At 36.8% G+C, this 17,292-nt stretch carries 14 protein-coding genes; 12 read left to right on the top strand and 2 right to left on the bottom strand.

From position 1 onward, the window contains the following. Positions 1-27 precede the first annotated feature (27 nt). Positions 28-1,452, top strand: coding sequence for a SusD/RagB family nutrient-binding outer membrane lipoprotein (locus G7Y56_RS11905; protein ID WP_165043703.1), 1,425 nt, complete (start codon positions 28-30; stop codon positions 1,450-1,452). A 73-nt stretch (positions 1,453-1,525) separates the two neighbouring features. Beyond that, positions 1,526-2,446, top strand: a complete 921-nt coding sequence (locus G7Y56_RS11900; protein WP_165043701.1) for an endonuclease/exonuclease/phosphatase family protein — start codon at positions 1,526-1,528, stop codon at positions 2,444-2,446. Here the strand turns inward: G7Y56_RS11900 and G7Y56_RS11895 are convergent. After that, positions 2,433-3,341, bottom strand: coding sequence for an AraC family transcriptional regulator (locus tag G7Y56_RS11895; RefSeq protein ID WP_165043699.1), 909 nt, complete (start codon positions 3,339-3,341; stop codon positions 2,433-2,435). The two genes, G7Y56_RS11900 and G7Y56_RS11895, sit on opposite strands and share 14 nt — an antisense overlap. A 120-nt stretch (positions 3,342-3,461) precedes the next feature. On the opposite strand from G7Y56_RS11895, the gene G7Y56_RS11890 reads away from it, so the two are divergent. The 5 genes from G7Y56_RS11890 to G7Y56_RS11870 all read left to right on the top strand — a co-directional run bounded on the left by G7Y56_RS11890 (position 3,462) and on the right by G7Y56_RS11870 (position 8,847). Next, the gene (locus tag G7Y56_RS11890) at positions 3,462-4,652 is read left to right on the top strand and encodes a Gfo/Idh/MocA family protein (protein ID WP_165043697.1); all 1,191 of its coding nucleotides are present in this window, start codon (positions 3,462-3,464) and stop codon (positions 4,650-4,652) included. Positions 4,653-4,822: 170 nt separating this feature from the next. Continuing rightward, complete coding sequence (locus G7Y56_RS11885; protein ID WP_165043696.1) at positions 4,823-6,367, top strand: Gfo/Idh/MocA family protein; 1,545 nt, start codon at positions 4,823-4,825, stop codon at positions 6,365-6,367. A 21-nt stretch (positions 6,368-6,388) separates the two neighbouring features. Next, a complete protein-coding gene (locus tag G7Y56_RS11880; protein WP_165043694.1) occupies positions 6,389-7,186 on the top strand; it encodes a DUF1080 domain-containing protein in 798 nt (265 codons plus the stop codon). Positions 7,187-7,190: 4 nt separating this feature from the next. Beyond that, on the top strand, positions 7,191-7,913 hold the full coding sequence (locus G7Y56_RS11875) for a galactosamine-6-phosphate isomerase (protein ID WP_165043692.1): 723 nt from the start codon (positions 7,191-7,193) through the stop codon (positions 7,911-7,913). A 7-nt stretch (positions 7,914-7,920) separates the two neighbouring features. Beyond that, on the top strand, positions 7,921-8,847 hold the full coding sequence (locus tag G7Y56_RS11870; RefSeq protein WP_165043691.1) for an ROK family protein: 927 nt from the start codon (positions 7,921-7,923) through the stop codon (positions 8,845-8,847). Between the two features lie 51 nt (positions 8,848-8,898). Here G7Y56_RS11870 and G7Y56_RS11865 read toward each other — a convergent pair whose 3' ends face one another. Continuing rightward, positions 8,899-11,469 carry a hypothetical protein gene (locus tag G7Y56_RS11865; RefSeq protein WP_165043689.1) on the bottom strand — a complete coding sequence of 857 codons (2,571 nt, stop codon included), beginning with the start codon at positions 11,467-11,469 and terminating at the stop codon, positions 8,899-8,901. A 292-nt stretch (positions 11,470-11,761) separates the two neighbouring features. Here G7Y56_RS11865 and G7Y56_RS11860 point away from each other — a divergent pair, with 292 nt between their 5' ends. From G7Y56_RS11860 to G7Y56_RS11840, 5 genes are read left to right on the top strand one after another with little or no spacing between them, the layout of a single operon-like run. Further along, a complete protein-coding gene (locus tag G7Y56_RS11860) occupies positions 11,762-12,271 on the top strand; it encodes an ECF transporter S component (protein ID WP_165043687.1) in 510 nt (169 codons plus the stop codon). Positions 12,272-12,281: 10 nt separating this feature from the next. Next, positions 12,282-12,680 carry a phosphoribosyltransferase gene (locus tag G7Y56_RS11855; protein ID WP_165043685.1) on the top strand — a complete coding sequence of 133 codons (399 nt, stop codon included), beginning with the start codon at positions 12,282-12,284 and terminating at the stop codon, positions 12,678-12,680. Positions 12,681-12,687: 7 nt separating this feature from the next. Further along, on the top strand, positions 12,688-14,580 hold the full coding sequence (locus G7Y56_RS11850; RefSeq protein ID WP_165043683.1) for a TonB-dependent receptor: 1,893 nt from the start codon (positions 12,688-12,690) through the stop codon (positions 14,578-14,580). A gap of 28 nt (positions 14,581-14,608) precedes the next feature. Beyond that, positions 14,609-15,547, top strand: coding sequence for a DUF362 domain-containing protein (locus G7Y56_RS11845; protein WP_165043682.1), 939 nt, complete (start codon positions 14,609-14,611; stop codon positions 15,545-15,547). 39 nt (positions 15,548-15,586) lie between these two features. Further along, positions 15,587-17,107, top strand: a complete 1,521-nt coding sequence (locus G7Y56_RS11840) for a 4Fe-4S binding protein (protein WP_165043680.1) — start codon at positions 15,587-15,589, stop codon at positions 17,105-17,107. Positions 17,108-17,292 lie beyond the last annotated feature (185 nt).

Here is a 17,292-nt window from a genome sequence, read left to right as displayed (position 1 = left end):
ATATTCATTATTCAAAAACAAAACGTCATGAAAAAATATATATTTATATTCGCTTTGATATTGTTGGCATCCTCTTCTTGTACCAAAGACTTTGAGGATACAAATACCAATAAAAACAAACCTGAAACAATTGTGCCTAATCTACTCTTGCCCTATCTTACTTATACAGTAGTAGATGCCGGAGTAGGAGGTAGTGTGGTTACCCAACATCTGGCAGCTCGTGACTGGGTTGTTTCTCTCGGACGATACGACTGGTATAGTACTCCTTACTGGGATTATTCGATATTGCGCAATGCCAACAATCTTATATTGGAAGCCGAAAATGTAGGTAATGATAATTTTAAAGGTATAGGGCTTATTTTTAAATGTTATTTATTTGCCAGAACTACTGATTGTGTAGGCGACATTCCTTTTAGCGATGCGCTCAAAGGCAAAGAAGGGGTGTATATGGCAACTTACGACAAACAAGAAGATGTTTATGTTGGTCTATTGGCATTTCTGGAGCAAGCAAATGATTTATTGGATGTTGATGGAGTGCCTATTTCGGGAGATATTCTTTATAATGGAGATATATTGAAATGGAAAAAATTTGCAAATTCTCTTCATTTACGTTTATTAATGAGAGTTTCCGATAAAATGCCCGATGCCAAAACTAAAATAAAAACAATTGTCGATAATCCTGCGAAATATCCTATTTTTGAGAGTAACGATGACATGGCAGCTCTAACTTATTTACAAGATTCTCCAAATCGTTTCCTAAGTTATAATGCACCTGGATTCGACGCCGGAGAAGTTGTTCTAGGTAAAGCCCTCGCTGATACTCTTTTGATGTATAAAGATCCGCGAATTGATGCAATGGCTCAACCAACTTTGTCTTCTGTAAATAACGGCACTCCCGAATTTGTAGGCGTACCGTGTGCAATGAGTAAAGAAGATGCTGTGGCATATAATGGAGGACGTGAAAATCAATCGCTCATAAACAAGCGATATAGCCACGATCCTGTTGGCGAAAAAGGTATTTACATGTCTTATGCAGAGCTACAGTTTATATTAGCAGAGGCCGCACAGAAAAACTGGATAAGCGGTAGTGCTAAAACCTATTATGAAAATGGAATACGGGGATCATTCGAATATTACGGACTATCAGGTAAAGTAGATAATTATCTGATAGGAGAAAATGTTGTTTTCAAACCAAGTAAAGGTTTATTACAAATTGCTGTTCAAAAATGGATATCATTCTATTTCAATACAGGTTATGAGGTCTTTTTCGATATTCGCCGTACAGGTATGCCTTATCTCTTCCCAGGGACAGGTAATCTGAATGGAGGGAAAATACCTGTACGCTGGAAATATCCTGATACAGAGCAAAATTATAACGGAAATAACTATAAACAAGCTATAAGCCTGCAAGGAGAAGATAATACAAACACGCCTATTTGGCTGACTAAGTAACCAAATGAAAGGAGAGGCTATTCTAGACATTGGGAATAGCCTCTTTATTCTTACACAATTAAAAACAAAAGTTATGTATACTATTTTAAAATATCTATTAGGTATTTCTTTTATAATTACGCTATCGTCTTGCAATAAAAAACAGGATGTTTCTATGATGCAACTGAAAGTAATGAGCTTCAATATCTGGCTTGGTGGTGGGAAGTCTATTGATGCTACAGCAGAAGTTTTCGTTAATAGCGGTGCTGATATAATCGGAGTGCAAGAATCAAGTCGCGATGGTAAAAATACTGCCGCTCACCTTGCCGATAGTCTGGGATGGCACTCATACATATATGCCGATAGTCAGACTATCATAAGTAAATACCCGATTGTAGATACTTCTGCCAACAGGCATGGTGTGAAAATTCAGATAGATAAAAATCATTTTGTGTGGATGTTTAATATTCATCTGATTTATTGCCCTTACGAACCATATCAGTTAAATGGAATAGAGTATTGCGGCGGTCCTATACTCAATACTGCCGAAGAAGCTATTAGTTCAGCTTTGGCCACAAGAGAAGCCGATGTTAATTCTAATATAGCTGATATACTCGAAGTTCGTAAAGAAGGCTACCCCATTTTTCTTACCGGCGATTTTAACGAACCTTCTTGCCTAGACTGGACTGCCAGAGCAGTAGAAGCCGGATTATGTAAGATTTCTGTTCAATGGCCATCAACAAAAGCGTTTATTGATAAAGGCGGAATGACAGATTCGTACAGATTCTTTTATCCCGATGAAGTTAAGAAGCCGGGACATACATGGACTCCATTACCGGAAAGCCAGACATATAGAGAAGTTTTAGATCGTATCGACTTTGTTTTCTTTTCGGGAAATGGATTTAAACTTGCAAACACCCAAATAGTAGGGGAGTCTAGTTCAAAGAGTGATATTATGTTTGATAATTATCCTTCGGATCACAGAGCTGTACTTAGTACTTTCACTCTCCGGTAAACTTATCGGAAAGCTTATTTAATACCCTATATCTTGCGGGAGAAATACCCATTGTCTTTTTGAATAACCGAGAGTAATAATATGGGTCTTCAAAGCCAACCCGCATAGATATTTGGTTAACTTTCATTGTGCTACTGAGTAAATGGTAGCAAGATCGCTGAATTTTGAGTTGATTGAAATATTCCATTGGTGGTATTCCCATATTTTTATAAAATAGTCTGTAAAAATATGATGTCGAATACCCGAAATAGTTTGCTATATCGGCTAATTTTAGTTTGTTTCCGATATTTTCGTTCATATAATGCGTTGCAAGATGAATTAATGAAGTTCCATATTTGTCTTCAGATTTTGAACTTCTATGAGTCTTAACATATAATAGCGAACCTAAAAAATAAGAAAGTCCAAAATTTGCATATTGCAGTGCATTATTATCATGCGATACTGATAATACATTGTATATTTCTTCGAATAGTTTCAAGCGTTCATCAATCCGTGAATTATTCTCCGGATCAATAGAAATTATTTTTCCGAATTCATTTTTAAATAAATCAGATTTGTATCCTTTGAAATGTATCCAAAAGATTGTCCATGGGTCAGAATTATTGGCTCCGTAACGATGTGCAATACATGCAGGTAATATTATGTATTGGTTTTCTTTTACCCCATGAACTTTTCCATTAAATTCGAACCAACCGCTTCCTTTTGTGCAGTAAATAAGAATATTTTCAGGACAACCGGACGGGCGACTAATGTAATGATATTTTGCACTTGGAAAATAACCTAAAGAATGGAAATATAAATCATTCATCATGTAATTTTTATCCATTTCTTCTACAATGAAAAATGGAAGTATAATACTCCATTGTCCATGAAATCCATGTTTAATCTGTGTCATTTAGGTTTAGCATTTTAATTGTAATAAAATTAGCAATAATAATCCATTGCTTGGGCAAGATTTATCTATTTTTTCATCATGGCTATTACGTAAATTTGTTTATTAACTAATTAATAAGATATGAACCGAAAACAGTTTATTCAACGCTTAGGAACAATAGGAGTCGCAGCAATTGCATCACCTATAATCGGAACCTCTTCTTTAGAAGCTTCACTATCTTCGCCGGCTTTTGGTGCTACGAATAATAAAAAGACCCGTGTAGGTATCATTGGCTGTGGAAGTGTATCGGGTATGTATTTACCTCATTTGTCAAAATGTCCTTATGCCGAAATAGTAAGTGTCTGTGATATATTACCTGATAGGGCGAAAAATGCCGCACAAAAATATGGTGTAAAGAATTGGTATCCCCATATTGATAAGATGCTGGCTGGAGTTCCATTCGATTTATTAGTGAATCTTACCAATATGCAAGAGCATGGAAGGTTGAACCGTCAGGCATTAATGGCTAAAGTAAATGTATGGAGCGAGAAACCTATGGCAAATACTTATGCCGAAGGGCGTGAATTATATAATCTTGCCAACAGTCAGGGAGTTCGTATATGGGGTGCTCCTGCAGTTGTAAATAGTCCGCAATTCGCATTTATGGCTAAGCAAATAAATGAAGGAAATCTCGGACGTGTTGCGGCTGCACATGCTCATTACGGACATCAAGGGCCCAATTGGTCTGCGTTTTTCTTCGAAGAAGGAGGTGGCAGTTTACCAGATTTAGGTGTCTATAATATCTCTACCCTGACAGGACTATTTGGACCTGCAAAATCGATTATAGCAATGACAAATATTGTAGACCCGACTAGAAACACAGGAGATAAAGGTCATATACAAGTGGTTGCGGAAGACAATGCAATGGTGATAATGGAACATCAGAATAATGTGTTATCACATATCCAATGTGGATTCAACTATTTCGATCCCTATGGACATGAAGGGACAGGACAAGAACGACCGACTATCTCCGTTACAGGCTCAACTGGAAATATGCATATGATAGGATATGATTGGAAACCATCGGGTGTGGATGTGGCTACAGTCGCAAACGAGAAAACACAGCGATTTGCCACCGATCAGGGTACTTTTCTTTGGGAAGAGGGTGCCTCCATTATCTGTGAATATCTGGCAACAGGCAAAGAAACCCTTATTAATCCTGAGCATGCTTTGCACGTTCTGGAGATTATTGAAGCAGCACGCCAGTCTCAGGCGCAAGGCAAAAGAATTAATTTACAATCCTCTTTTAAATGGCCGGTAATAGGGTGATCAAATGAGATGAATTTCGATTTTATGATCAAGGATTAAACTATGTATACGTATTTTATTCCTTCATTTAAGATAAGCTAAATAATAAACTTTCACAAAATATTGGTTATTCCAGTATTTAAATTAAATTTAATCAATCAATTATATTGTTAACTTGTAAAACATTATTAATGAAAGAAATAAATGAAAAACAAAACTTAAAAGCGGCAGAAATGTCTCGCAGGAAGTTTCTTAGTGTTGCGGCCACTGGAGTTGCAGGCTTAACTATTCTTCCGAGTTTTACTGTCTCAGGATTAGGACACATGGCTCCGAGCGATAAACTATACATTGCCAAATTGGGATGTGGTGGTATGGGAGCAGCCGATCTCGAGTGTTTGGTAAATACACCGAGAAAGAATGCGGTAATAGCCTATCTCTGCGATGTTGATGGACGCATGGCTGCCGGTGCGCAAAAGAAATTCCCTAAAGCTCCTCTCTATGAAGACTGGCGCGAATTGTATGAAAAGGAGCATAAGAATTTTGATGCTGTATGTATTTCTACACCGGATCATAATCATGCTATTCAGGCATTTGGAGCAATGCGGATGGGGAAACATGTTTATCTGCAAAAGCCATTGTCGCACGATATTTATGAGGCACGTATATTGACCGATGCCGCAAAAAAATATAAGGTTGTTACTCAAATGGGAGATCAGGGTAATTCGTGCGATGGAATGAAAACTATGCGCGAATGGCTCGATGCAGATTTAATAGGTGATATACAAAAAGTTTATTGTTGGACAAATCGTCCTGTATGGCCTCAGGGAATCCCATGGCCTACCGCAAAAGCTTCTGTGCCAAAAGAATTGAATTGGGATTTATGGCTTGGTACAGCTCGGCATGTCGACTATATTGAAAATCTGATCCCTTTCAACTGGCGTGGCTGGTGGGAATTTGGTACAGGTGCTCTAGGTGATATGGGATGTCACATTATCGGACCTCCGTTCAAATTACTCGGTCTGGGATATCCAAGTGAAGTTAGTTGCAGTGTAACCAATCAGTTTACTGATATTTTTAAAGAAGCATATTATCCTGAAAGTGCTCCGGTTGCAAGTTCTATTCGCTTTAAGTTTAAACAGCAAAATGGTAAGAATCTCGATTTATATTGGATGGACGGAGGTATTATGCCCGAACGTTTCGACGAAATAGATCCTAATGCAGATATGACTACTGCAATGGGAGACCTAGATCCCCTTGATGTTGAAGGAGCGACAGTGTTCGTAGGAACTAAAGGTAAGATATCTTGTGGCTGGGGTGGATCTGATCCCCGATTATGGGTAAATGATGGTAGTAAAAAACCACTTTTTGCTAAAGATGTAAACCTTCCTCAGAAATATGAGAGGATAGAAGGCGGTACTAATGGACATTACTGGGCTTGGATCGACTCGTGTATTGCCGGTTATGATAAAGCGAATGTCGAATCACCATTCGAAGGTTATGCAGGGCCACTTACAGAAGCTGTACTGATGGGTAATCTGATTCTCAGAAGTTATAATATTCGCGAAGAGGTGAAACGCAATGATTCGGTTTATGGTGAAATGGAAGCTTTTCTTTATCCCGGTCGTAATATCACATATCAATGGGATGGAGCGAATATGAGAATTACCAATTTCGAAGCTGCCAATCAATTTGTGAAAAGAGAATACCGTAAAGGTTGGGAAGAATTAAAATTGTAAATAACTTATAAAACAAAAAATATGAAAATAAAATATTGTGGCATTCTCATTGTACTGGCAACACTATTAGTTGTTTCATGCACACCAAAAGAGAGTAATCAGGAACTTGCTGTAAAAGACTCTGATTGTGCTGAAGAAGCTATACCCGAGGGCGGAGAATGGATAACTATGTTTGATGGAAAGACACTTGACGGATGGCGTGGCTATTGCCGTAAAGATGTACCCGATGGATGGGTTGTAGAAGATGGCTTTATAACTTTTAAAGGAAGTGGAAACACAATTGATCCTGAAGGTGGTGATCTGATGTATGACAAACAATTCGAAAACTTCGTATTTGAAGTGGAATGGAAAATAGATAAAGCCGGAAATAGCGGTATTTTTTATACAGCACAAGAAATTGAAGGGAAACCTATTTACTACTCAAGTCCTGAATATCAATTGCTTGATAACGAAAATATGCCCGATGCTTGGGAAGGTGTTGGTGGAAATCGTCAGGCAGGAGCTGTATATGATATGATTCCTCCTGTTCCACAACCTGTAAAACCTTATGGTAACTGGAATAAGACCAAAATTGTTTTGCATAAAGGACATGTTTATCACTATATGAATGATACTCTTATTCTGGATTTTAAATTCGGTACACCTGTTTGGAAAGCATTAGTCGATAAAAGTAAGTTCAGTAAATTCAGTAAAGATCCTGAAAGCTGTGTTGATGCTTATGAACTAATGTTAGACTGTGGCAAAAAACCGGGCTATATCGGATTTCAGGATCATGGATATGGTGTTTGCTTCCGTAATATTCGCATAAAAGAACTCTAACTTAATGAAAATAGAATTGTGCGATTCTTATGATCAATTGAGTCGTAAGGCTAATGATATTATTATTGAAAATCTGTTGCAGCACAAATCTTTATTGTTTTGTGCTGCAACAGGCAATTCTCCAACACGAATGTATGAGATGCTAAGTAAGGAGTATTCAAATCGTTCGGAATTATTTTCTCAAATCCAAGTAATTAAATTGGATGAATGGGGAGGATTGCCACAGAACCATTCGGGGACATGTGAGACTTATTTGCAAGAATATGTTATTAAACCCTTGAAGATAACTGAAGATCGCTATGTTTCGTTTCAAAGTAATGCGTTACAACCGGAAAAAGAATGTGAGAGGGTTCAATCAGAATTAGAGAAGAGAGGGCCGATTGATATTTGCATTTTAGGATTGGGTATGAATGGTCACATAGCATTTAATGAACCTGCTGATTTTTTGCAGCCTAATTGTCATATTGCACGCCTTTCACCTCAATCGCTTCAACATTCTATGGTAGCAGGAGAGGATAATAAACCTCAATATGGACTTACACTGGGCATGGCTGATATAATGGGGTCTAAATTGATAATTCTTCTTATAAATGGTGTAAATAAACGCGAAATCACGCAATCTTTTCTATCTACAAAAATAACAACTAGTTTACCGGCTTCTCTTTTATGGCTTCATCCTAATGTTATTTGTCTTTTGGATAAAGAAGCAATTGGAGATTTAAAATAATAATACTATGAAACATGCTATCGCAATAGATATTGGTGGTACTAATATAAAATATGCTCTTGTAGATAATGGTGGGAATATATTATATGAATCGCTCAGATCAGCTAAATCGAATGATAATGAAACTAGTCTTATAGATCTTCTTAAAGCGATTGTTACTGAAATTCGGGTTGTCGCATCTTCTTTTAATTTTTCAATTGTGGGGATTGGTATCGGTGTCCCTTCGGTTATTGATGATGGCGTTGTACTCTTTGCAAATAACCTACCGGAGTTAGATAATCAGAATTTACAGCAGATAATAGCTGATTATAGTGACTTACCCGTATTTGTCGATAACGATGCTAATCTGATGGGGTTAGGCGAAGTGGTCTATGGTGGAGCCAAAGGGATATCAGATGCCGTTTTTCTAACCATAGGAACAGGTATTGGCGGAACTTTGATTTTGAATGGGCAACTTTATGGAGGATACAGAAACCGTGGTACAGAACTAGGTCATATCATCGTCAATTGCGATGGAAATCCTTGCTCGTGCGGAGCAAGAGGGTGCTTCGAAGCACACGCTGCTGTAATTGTCCTTATCGAAGAATATAAAAAGTTGCTAATAGATGACATCCAGACGGATGTAGAAATAGATGGCAAATATATTGTTTCCCGATATGAAGCAAACGAAGAGGCAGCCATTATTGCTATGAATAATCATTTCTATTATATAGCGATGGGTGTTGTTAGCCTGATAAATATTTTCGCACCGCAGAAAATAATAATAGGAGGGGGGATATCAGAATCGGGCGATTTCTATATAGACAATATTCAAAAATTGGTAAAAGAATTGGTTATGAAAGAAACTTCTTGTTTTACTACAATAGAACGGGCTTCGTTAGGAAACAAAGCGGGATTTCTAGGTTCGGCAGCGTTAGTATTTAAACATATGTAACGAGAAAACCTATAATAGATCATATTTCGGGCATTTTCATTATTTTCAAAATCAAAGCCCTAAACCTATTCCAATATAAAAACGATTACCATCGTCTGATGAAAAATAAGAAAATTTACCCGTATATTTTTTAAGTAATGTCAGCCAAAAACCGCCACCATAGGATATATGCCATGTTCGGGAATGCTCATTTGGAAGCCAGACTCTACCATGGTCAAAGCCTGTAAATACACCATAATTAATAGGGGTAAAAGGATTTTTCAATCGCCCCAAATCATATCTAAAATCAGTATGCTGATAAAATGATTGTCTGCCAATAAAGCGATTATCCCGAAAGCCTCTAAGCTCCACTGATGCTGCTTGATAAAACTCGTATCGATTAGTAAATAATGCCTCTCCAATAAGCGCCGTTGCTATCGAAAATCGATCGGTGCAGTTTATCTCCGCTGATAATTTAGATCTTACATAAGGGAAATTACGTCTTAGATCGCTCAAACTCCAAGTTAGCCCAGAGGTAACCGATAAATCAATAGCAGATATGGTTGCATCTATTTCTTTATGTATATCGTAAGTCAGATTCACGTCTGCAAAAACCTTAGTATCGAATACTTTGCTGTTATCACCATATACCTGATTTATGAATCGGTCTGTAGGTTCGCTCAGAGTATATACTTCTAATGTTGATTGAGCTGTTATTTTGTACATAGGACTTAATCTCCAATAGTAGGAGGGTTGGATGCTATATCTACCTATATCCACCCGATTATATTCGATTTCGGCGTCCCTATGGCCATTTGTTTGGTTTCCATAACCAAAGAAGTTATGAAAATCGTTTGCAACACCAAATATAGCTTCTATACTAAAGCCATTTTTCTCGTCGAGCGAAGGAAAAAATCCCTGATACATTAATCCGTCCAGATAACTAAAACCAATTCTATGTCGATAGCTATAAGGAGATCTTTTGAATCCATACATTGTTTTACTTAAATATGCTCCCAAATAAAAGCCCAAATCGGAGTCGTAGACACCCCAAGGTGTAAAGTTTACAGTGTGATATTTTAGCTTGGTGTAATCATAAGTATGCACTTTTTCCACATTAGTCCTGATGATATTAGCATCGCCGAGCGTGTCGTTGACAACATTATGATTCTTATAGTCATAAATTGTTGTGTTTCGGCTTCTCTCTATATTATATATATTAGTACCTTTTCCGCCAACTAAAGTAAGTGGAGTGCCACTTCTTGATTTCCCCGATATTCTAAAAATATCATCCCCACTTAGTCCATATAGCCAAATCTCCTTTGTACTTTTGTCGTATTCCTTATCAAATAGTAGGGTATTGGTGTTTAGATCGTAAATACATATATTAGTAGTATTCCTGTTACTTTGTTCTATTACGAATAAGTCATTACCGTTAGTACCGGTTATCACAGGAGTTTCTTGCAATATGTTATAATATTTGTGAGCGATGTCTTCAATAGCATCTCTGCGTTTTTTGAGATTCGCTTTAATGGTTTCGGTGCTATTTGTCTCATATATTTCTTCAGGTAGTTCTTTGAAAGCGCTATCAATAACAGAATCTGTTAAAAGATACCCGAGATATTTAGCCTCCTCTTCCCAAACTTCACGTCCGCTCCTTGCCACCAACGCTACATCGAGAGGAATACCAATACCATTTGCTTTCTTAAGATTGTTATAATTACCGTCATAATTGGTTATACTGTTTAAACCAAATACATTCAGCATCAATTTGAATAATATTCCATCTACTCGTGTAAAAGTATGGCTGCGATCTGCAACCAAAGGCATATATACAATACTGTCGCTTTGTGGAATTCCATACCATTGCCAGTTTTCTTTTGTTTTATTCCAATCGCCGATTAATATGTCTAAGAGTCGCTCTCTAATGTATTCGTGCTGATTGACATGAAAGGATTTTGATTCTTGTATTTTGGTTAATAATTCGTCTGTTTCTATCACCTTAGATTGAGTTGTAAATGTTTTCAGATCGTAAATACTTACCAATCTATCGGCGATACCTGTACCATCTGCAATGGTATCGGTAGTTACATTTTCCGGAATATAAAATATTTCTGAATCAAATGAACTCAAACCAACTCCTTCGGCTAATTTATTAGCAACAAGGAAAGCATAAGGATGGGTAATTGTATAAGCATCACCTATAAATTTATCTAAATATGTGTCTTTGAAATCTTCTCTATTATATGTGTTTTTAAAAAAGTCCGATTCTATAAATGTTGTAGCTCCACCAAGGGGCCTCACTAAGTATTGGTGCCCTTCTTTATCTTCGAGAAATAGTGCATGCAATCGAGGAAGTTGACCTACAAATTTGAGTCCTCCATAAAGGTCATAAAGCCTCGTTGATTTCACAGAGATAGGGGTAGAATATAATTCTCTATAATGTTTGCCGACTATACGATTATAAATTCCACTCCGTTTATGCGAATCGGGTAGATAGATAGATTTTTTTATTAAACTATCAGAGTATATAGGTACTGTATCTTCCTTAATTTTATCAGAAATGTCTTTAGCTGAGCTACTCAGATAAAACAAATTGTATATTATTAAAAGTACGATACCGAATTTCAGAGTAAAACGCATAGACAAAAACCTGTTATTGTAAATCGAATACAAAAATTTATACTATTTAAGATTAGATTAAAATTAATAACAAATGAATGATACAAAGTGTTTCGACTATATCACCAATTTTAAAAGCAGATAGAGCTATTTGTTAATATTCCATTTTCACGAGAATTAAGTATCTGATAAATAGTGTTCAGTAAAATTGCTGAATAAAATATATTGGCTCTTTTTTTAGTTTTTAACTAACGATATTTTGAATGTTAAAATTAAATATCTAATATTGTTTCTCAATTAACAACTATCTAACATGGAAACAACAGCAAGACTTTATTCTTTGACTTACAAGGAATCTAAAACGTATCTTTTTGCACTATTATTTATTGTCGGCAATATCGTATTGCCACAATTGAGCCATTTAATACCCGGTGGAGGATTAATGTGGCTACCTATTTATTTTTTTACTTTAATCGCGTCTTACAAGTACGGTTTACGTGTTGGATTACTTACAGCTATCCTATCTCCGTTAATCAATAATCTTTTATTCGGAATGCCTCCCGTAGATGTTCTACATATCATTCTGACTAAATCAAGCTTGCTGGCAATAGCAGCAGCATCTGCAGCACGTTATTTCGAAAAAGTATCATTTTGGGCTATATTAGGAGTTGTGATAAGCTATCAGGTAATAGGTACACTCGTTGAATGGGTAATGGTAAAAGATTTATTTGTTGCATTACAAGACTTCCGTATTGGAGTACCCGGAATGTTGATTCAGTTATTTGGTGGATTTGCACTGTTGAAAGCTATCGCTAAACTCTGAAAATATTAATATGCAAGGGAAAACATTTGAGGAGGTTCTGGAGCGATTCAGAACTATTCCTTTTCATGAAGATTTTGATATAATAGTTGCAATAGCAAATGGAGGGGTCGTACCAGCCGCTATACTCAATCAACGATTAGATATTGAGATTCAATTGCTCAAGATCAATTTGAGAGATAGTACTCAAAAACCAAAGTATGATAGCCCACGGCTAATTGCACCTATCGATTTTGAGTTTAAAAATAAACGCATTCTTTTAGTTGAAGACCGTGTCAAAACAGGGGCATCTTTAACTTTGGCAGTAGCTTTGTTGCAAGGTGCAAAATTTATAAAAACATTTGCAGTAAACGGAAATGCAGACTATGCTTTATACAACGAAGATTGTTTTAAGTTTCCATGGATATTATAAGTAATAGATGAGTAAAGTATCAATCGTTCTCTTTTTTATTTTTTTACAGCTTTTTATTGTACATAAGAGTTATTCTCAGTCTATTGTTCGCGATTCTATTCATTTGAATGAGATTATAGTTACGGGATCACGAACAGAAACAAATTTGCGTAATTTACCGATGAGTATAACTGTGGTTGGTAATAAGCAGATTCAAAATAGATTAGAGCAGTCATTATTACCGATAATAACCGAGGAAGTACCCGGATTATTTATAACAGGACGGAGTATTATGGGGTATGGTGTTGCAGCCGGTTCGGCCGGTGGTATGAAAATAAGAGGGGTGGGAGATAGTCCGACCACAGGTATATTAATGCTCATAGATGGACACCCTCAATATATGGGGCTAATGGGGCATCCTTTAGCAGACTCCTATCAGTCTATGATGGCCGAACGTGTGGAAGTGGTACGAGGTCCTGCGTCTGTTCTTTATGGATCGAACGCAATGGGTGGTGTTATCAATATCATTACAAAAAAGCAATTGCAATCGGGTGTAAAAACACATTTTCGATCGATGTATGGATCATATAATACGTCCTCTACAGAAGCTAATAATGCTGTTAGATCAGGCAAATTCAGTAGTTACGTTTCGCTGGGATATAACCGTAGTGATGGTCATCGTGAAAATATGGACTTCGAACAATTCAGCGGATATACCAAACTTGGTTACGATTTTACCTCTAATTGGAATGCATTCGCAGATTTGAATTTGACTAATTTTAAGACGTCTAATCCAGGTTCGATAACGGAGCTACTTGTCGATAATGATGCTGATGTTACAAGAGGAATGACATCTTTCTCTCTCGAAAACAGATATAATAAGACTTCGGGGGCAGTAAAGTTCTTTTACAATTTTGGTGCACATAAAATAAACGATGGATATAATCCAAATAAGGATGGCAGCGCGCCTTTAGACTATCGTTTTCGTTCCAATGATAATATGTTAGGTGTCTCAATATATCAGACATATAGTTTCTTTCAAGGTAATCAGGCTACTGCAGGGTTCGATTTTCAGCGTTTTAGCGGACATGCATGGAATACTTATTTTGATGAAAGAGTGGATAAAGATATTGTAGACAAAGGAATCAATAATGTGGCGGGTTATGTGAATATAGAACAGCGTTTGAGTAATAAACTCATTTTAAATGCCGGAATAAGAGCAGACAATAACAGTCATGCCGGAATGGCTTGGATTCCACAAGTGGGACTAAACTATTTCGTATCAGACATTACATCATTAAAAGCGATAGTAAGTAAAGGTTTTAGAAATCCTACTATTCGGGAGATGTATATGTTTCCTCCTCAAAATCCCGATTTGAAACAAGAACGATTGATGAATTATGAGTTGTCAGTCTCCCAGCACCTTTTAAATTATAGGTTGAGTATGGAACTTAATCTTTTTTATATAAAAGGAGAGAATAGCATACAAACTATAATGATTGATGGTAAACCATTGAATGTCAACACAGGAAAGATCAAGAATCATGGACTTGAGTTTGCCACTCATTACAAGATAAATAATAATTTGCGATTTTCAGCTAATTATAGTTGGCTGAAAATGAAATACAAAGTGATAGCCGCACCCGAGCAAAAATTATATGTGAGTGCAGATTATACTCAAAAACAATGGGGCATATCATCAGGTGTACAATATGTAGGTAACTTGTATACTGCTGTAACACCAGCAGAGAGTGTGAAAAATTCATTTGTCTTATGGAATACGAGAGTAATGTATCGTCCGACTAAGGCATTGGAAATATTTGGAAGAGGGGAAAATCTACTTGCACAAAAGTATGAAATAAACAAGGGCTACCCAATGCCACGGGCTACGGTTTTCGGTGGCATAAATTTAAGTTTTTAAAGATCAATTAAATTTAATAATTAGCGCTATGGACAGACGGAATTTCTTAAGAACAATAGCTATCACAGGAGCAGCTATAACATTGAAGACACAAGGAGGAATGGATATATTAGCTCAGACAGTTAATAATGCACAGACCGGAAAACCTGTAGATATTGTTGCTGTTATGGGTGGCGAGCCTGATGCTATGTTCAAACGGGCGATAACTGAGTTGGGCGGTATGTCGAAATATGTGAAGAAAGGCTACAAGGTAGTTGTAAAACCAAATATCGGTTGGGATAAAGCACCTGAATTAGCCGGAAATACCAATCCCAAGCTTGTTGCAGAGATTGTTCGCCAATGTTTTGCTGCCGGAGCTAAAGAAGTGACTGTATTCGATCATACATGCGACGATTGGGTGAAGTGTTATAAAAACAGTGGTATCGAAGCGGCAGCTAAAGGTGCAGGAGCAAAAGTTGTACCGGCACACGAAGAGTCGTACTATCGCACTATCCAACTTCCTAATGGAAAAAAGATAAAAAATGCTAAAGTACACGAAGCTATACTCGATAGCGATGTATGGATCAACGTACCTGTGCTCAAACATCATGGCGGAGCTAATCTGTCTATCTCAATGAAAAATCACATGGGTATTGTTTGGGACAGAAGAATATTCCATAGCTCAGATCTTCAACAATGTATAGCCGATATTTGTACTATGCAGAAAAAACCGGTATTGAATGTTGTAGACGCATATCGCACAATGAAAACAAACGGTCCACAAGGAAAATCATCTGCTGATGTAGTAGATACTAAGAGCCTTTTTGTTTCTACTGATATTGTAGCTGTAGATACGGCAGCTGCTAAATTCTTTAACCAGATACGTGAGATGCCTTTGGCAAATATAGGGCATTTGGCAAATGGGCAGTCATTGAAACTGGGAACTATGAATATAGATAATCTGAATATCAAGAGAATAAAAATGTAAGGTCATAGACCTATTTATTCTTCATCCAAATATCACACGATGCTAAAAAAAATACGTGTAGGAGTATCACTCCTGTTGTTTATACTGATAACTTTCTATTTTCTCGACTTCGTAGAATTAATACCAAATGATAGTCTCAATTGGTTGCCGAGGATACAATTTGTGCCGGCATTGTTAGCCGGTCATTTGATAGTATTGATAGTTCTTATTTTACTTACAGTATTATTTGGTAGAGTTTACTGTTCCTCGATATGTCCGATGGGGATATATCAGGATATAATAACTTGGTTTTCGAAGCGGACAGCTAAAAAGAAAAAGCGGCATAAGTTTAGTCAAGCAAAAAATATATTACGTTGGTCAGTATTGGCACTAACTGTGGTTGGTGCTGTTTCGGGATTTACTATAATTTTAGGATTATTAGATCCTTACAGTGCTTATGGAAGAATAGTTGCTAATATATTTCGCCCTGCGTATATGGGAGGTAATAATTTATTAGAATATATTTTCACAAGTTTCGGGAACTATACTTTTTACAGAACCGATATATTTATCAATAGTGTATTTGCTCTCTCTGTGAGTGTGTTGACTTTTCTTATTATAGGGTTTATGGCTTGGAAGCATGGACGTACATATTGTAATACGATTTGCCCTGTTGGCACTGTCTTAGGATTTTTAAGTAGGTTTTCTTTATTCAAAATCAGGATAGACGAAAGCAAATGCAATGGCTGTGGTTCATGCGAAATGAAATGTAAAGCCTCTTGTATAAATAGTAAGGAGCATGTTATTGATTATAGCCGATGCGTAAATTGCTTCAACTGTTTAGAAAGTTGTAACAAAAAAGCATTGAGTTTCACACCGAAAGTAGGAAGAACAGCAAAAACAGAAAATATAGTAAAACCTGTCGATTCGGGAAAACGTTTGTTCTTGAAAGCAACATTTACTGCCCCTTTATTATTAGTACAAGATAAAACCGATTCATTAGTAGGCGAGAAGAGCTATGCTCGAAAAACACCGATCGCACCCCCTGGTGCAATCAGTATCAAACATTTATCGAATCATTGTACATCTTGCCATCTCTGTATCAGCAAATGCCCGTCGAGAGTACTGAAACCTGCGCTTATGGAATATGGACTTGGTGGAATTATGCAGCCGACTATGTATTTCGAAAAAGGGTTCTGTAATTTCGACTGTACTATCTGCTCCGAGGTATGCCCTAACGAGGCTATAAAGCCACTCACCAAAGACGAAAAGCATCTTACACAAGGAGGCTATGTTGTCTTCAACGAAGATATTTGCGTTGTGCATACTGATGGAACGAATTGCGGAGCTTGTGCCGAGCATTGTCCTACACAAGCGGTAACTATGATCCCTTATGAGAATGGGTTAACAATACCGCACATAAATCCAGAAATATGTGTTGGCTGTGGTGGTTGTGAGTTTATTTGCCCGGTACGTCCATATCGCGCTATTCATGTGGAGGGGCATACAGTCCAAAAGCAGGCTAAACCATTCGAAGAAAGTGAAAAGTTCGAAGAAAAAATAGATAGCTTTGGATTTTGAATACACCATCTCAAGGTGCATATATCTGTAATTTTAATAATTTTAGAACCTATTTGTAGCTAAATACCCTATAAAACGATAGTATTGTTAGTTTTTTATCAATATTATCGTTTTATTTGTATCTTTAATTTCTTTTCGCATTTTGTAATTCTAATATTTATAAATGCTATATTCTTTCTTTGTTT

This window comes from Dysgonomonas sp. ZJ709, from assembly GCF_011039195.1.
GTDB lineage: Bacteria > Bacteroidota > Bacteroidia > Bacteroidales > Dysgonomonadaceae > Dysgonomonas.
Note: the sequence above shows the minus strand (reverse complement) of the source record. Positions and strands in the feature narration are given on the sequence as shown.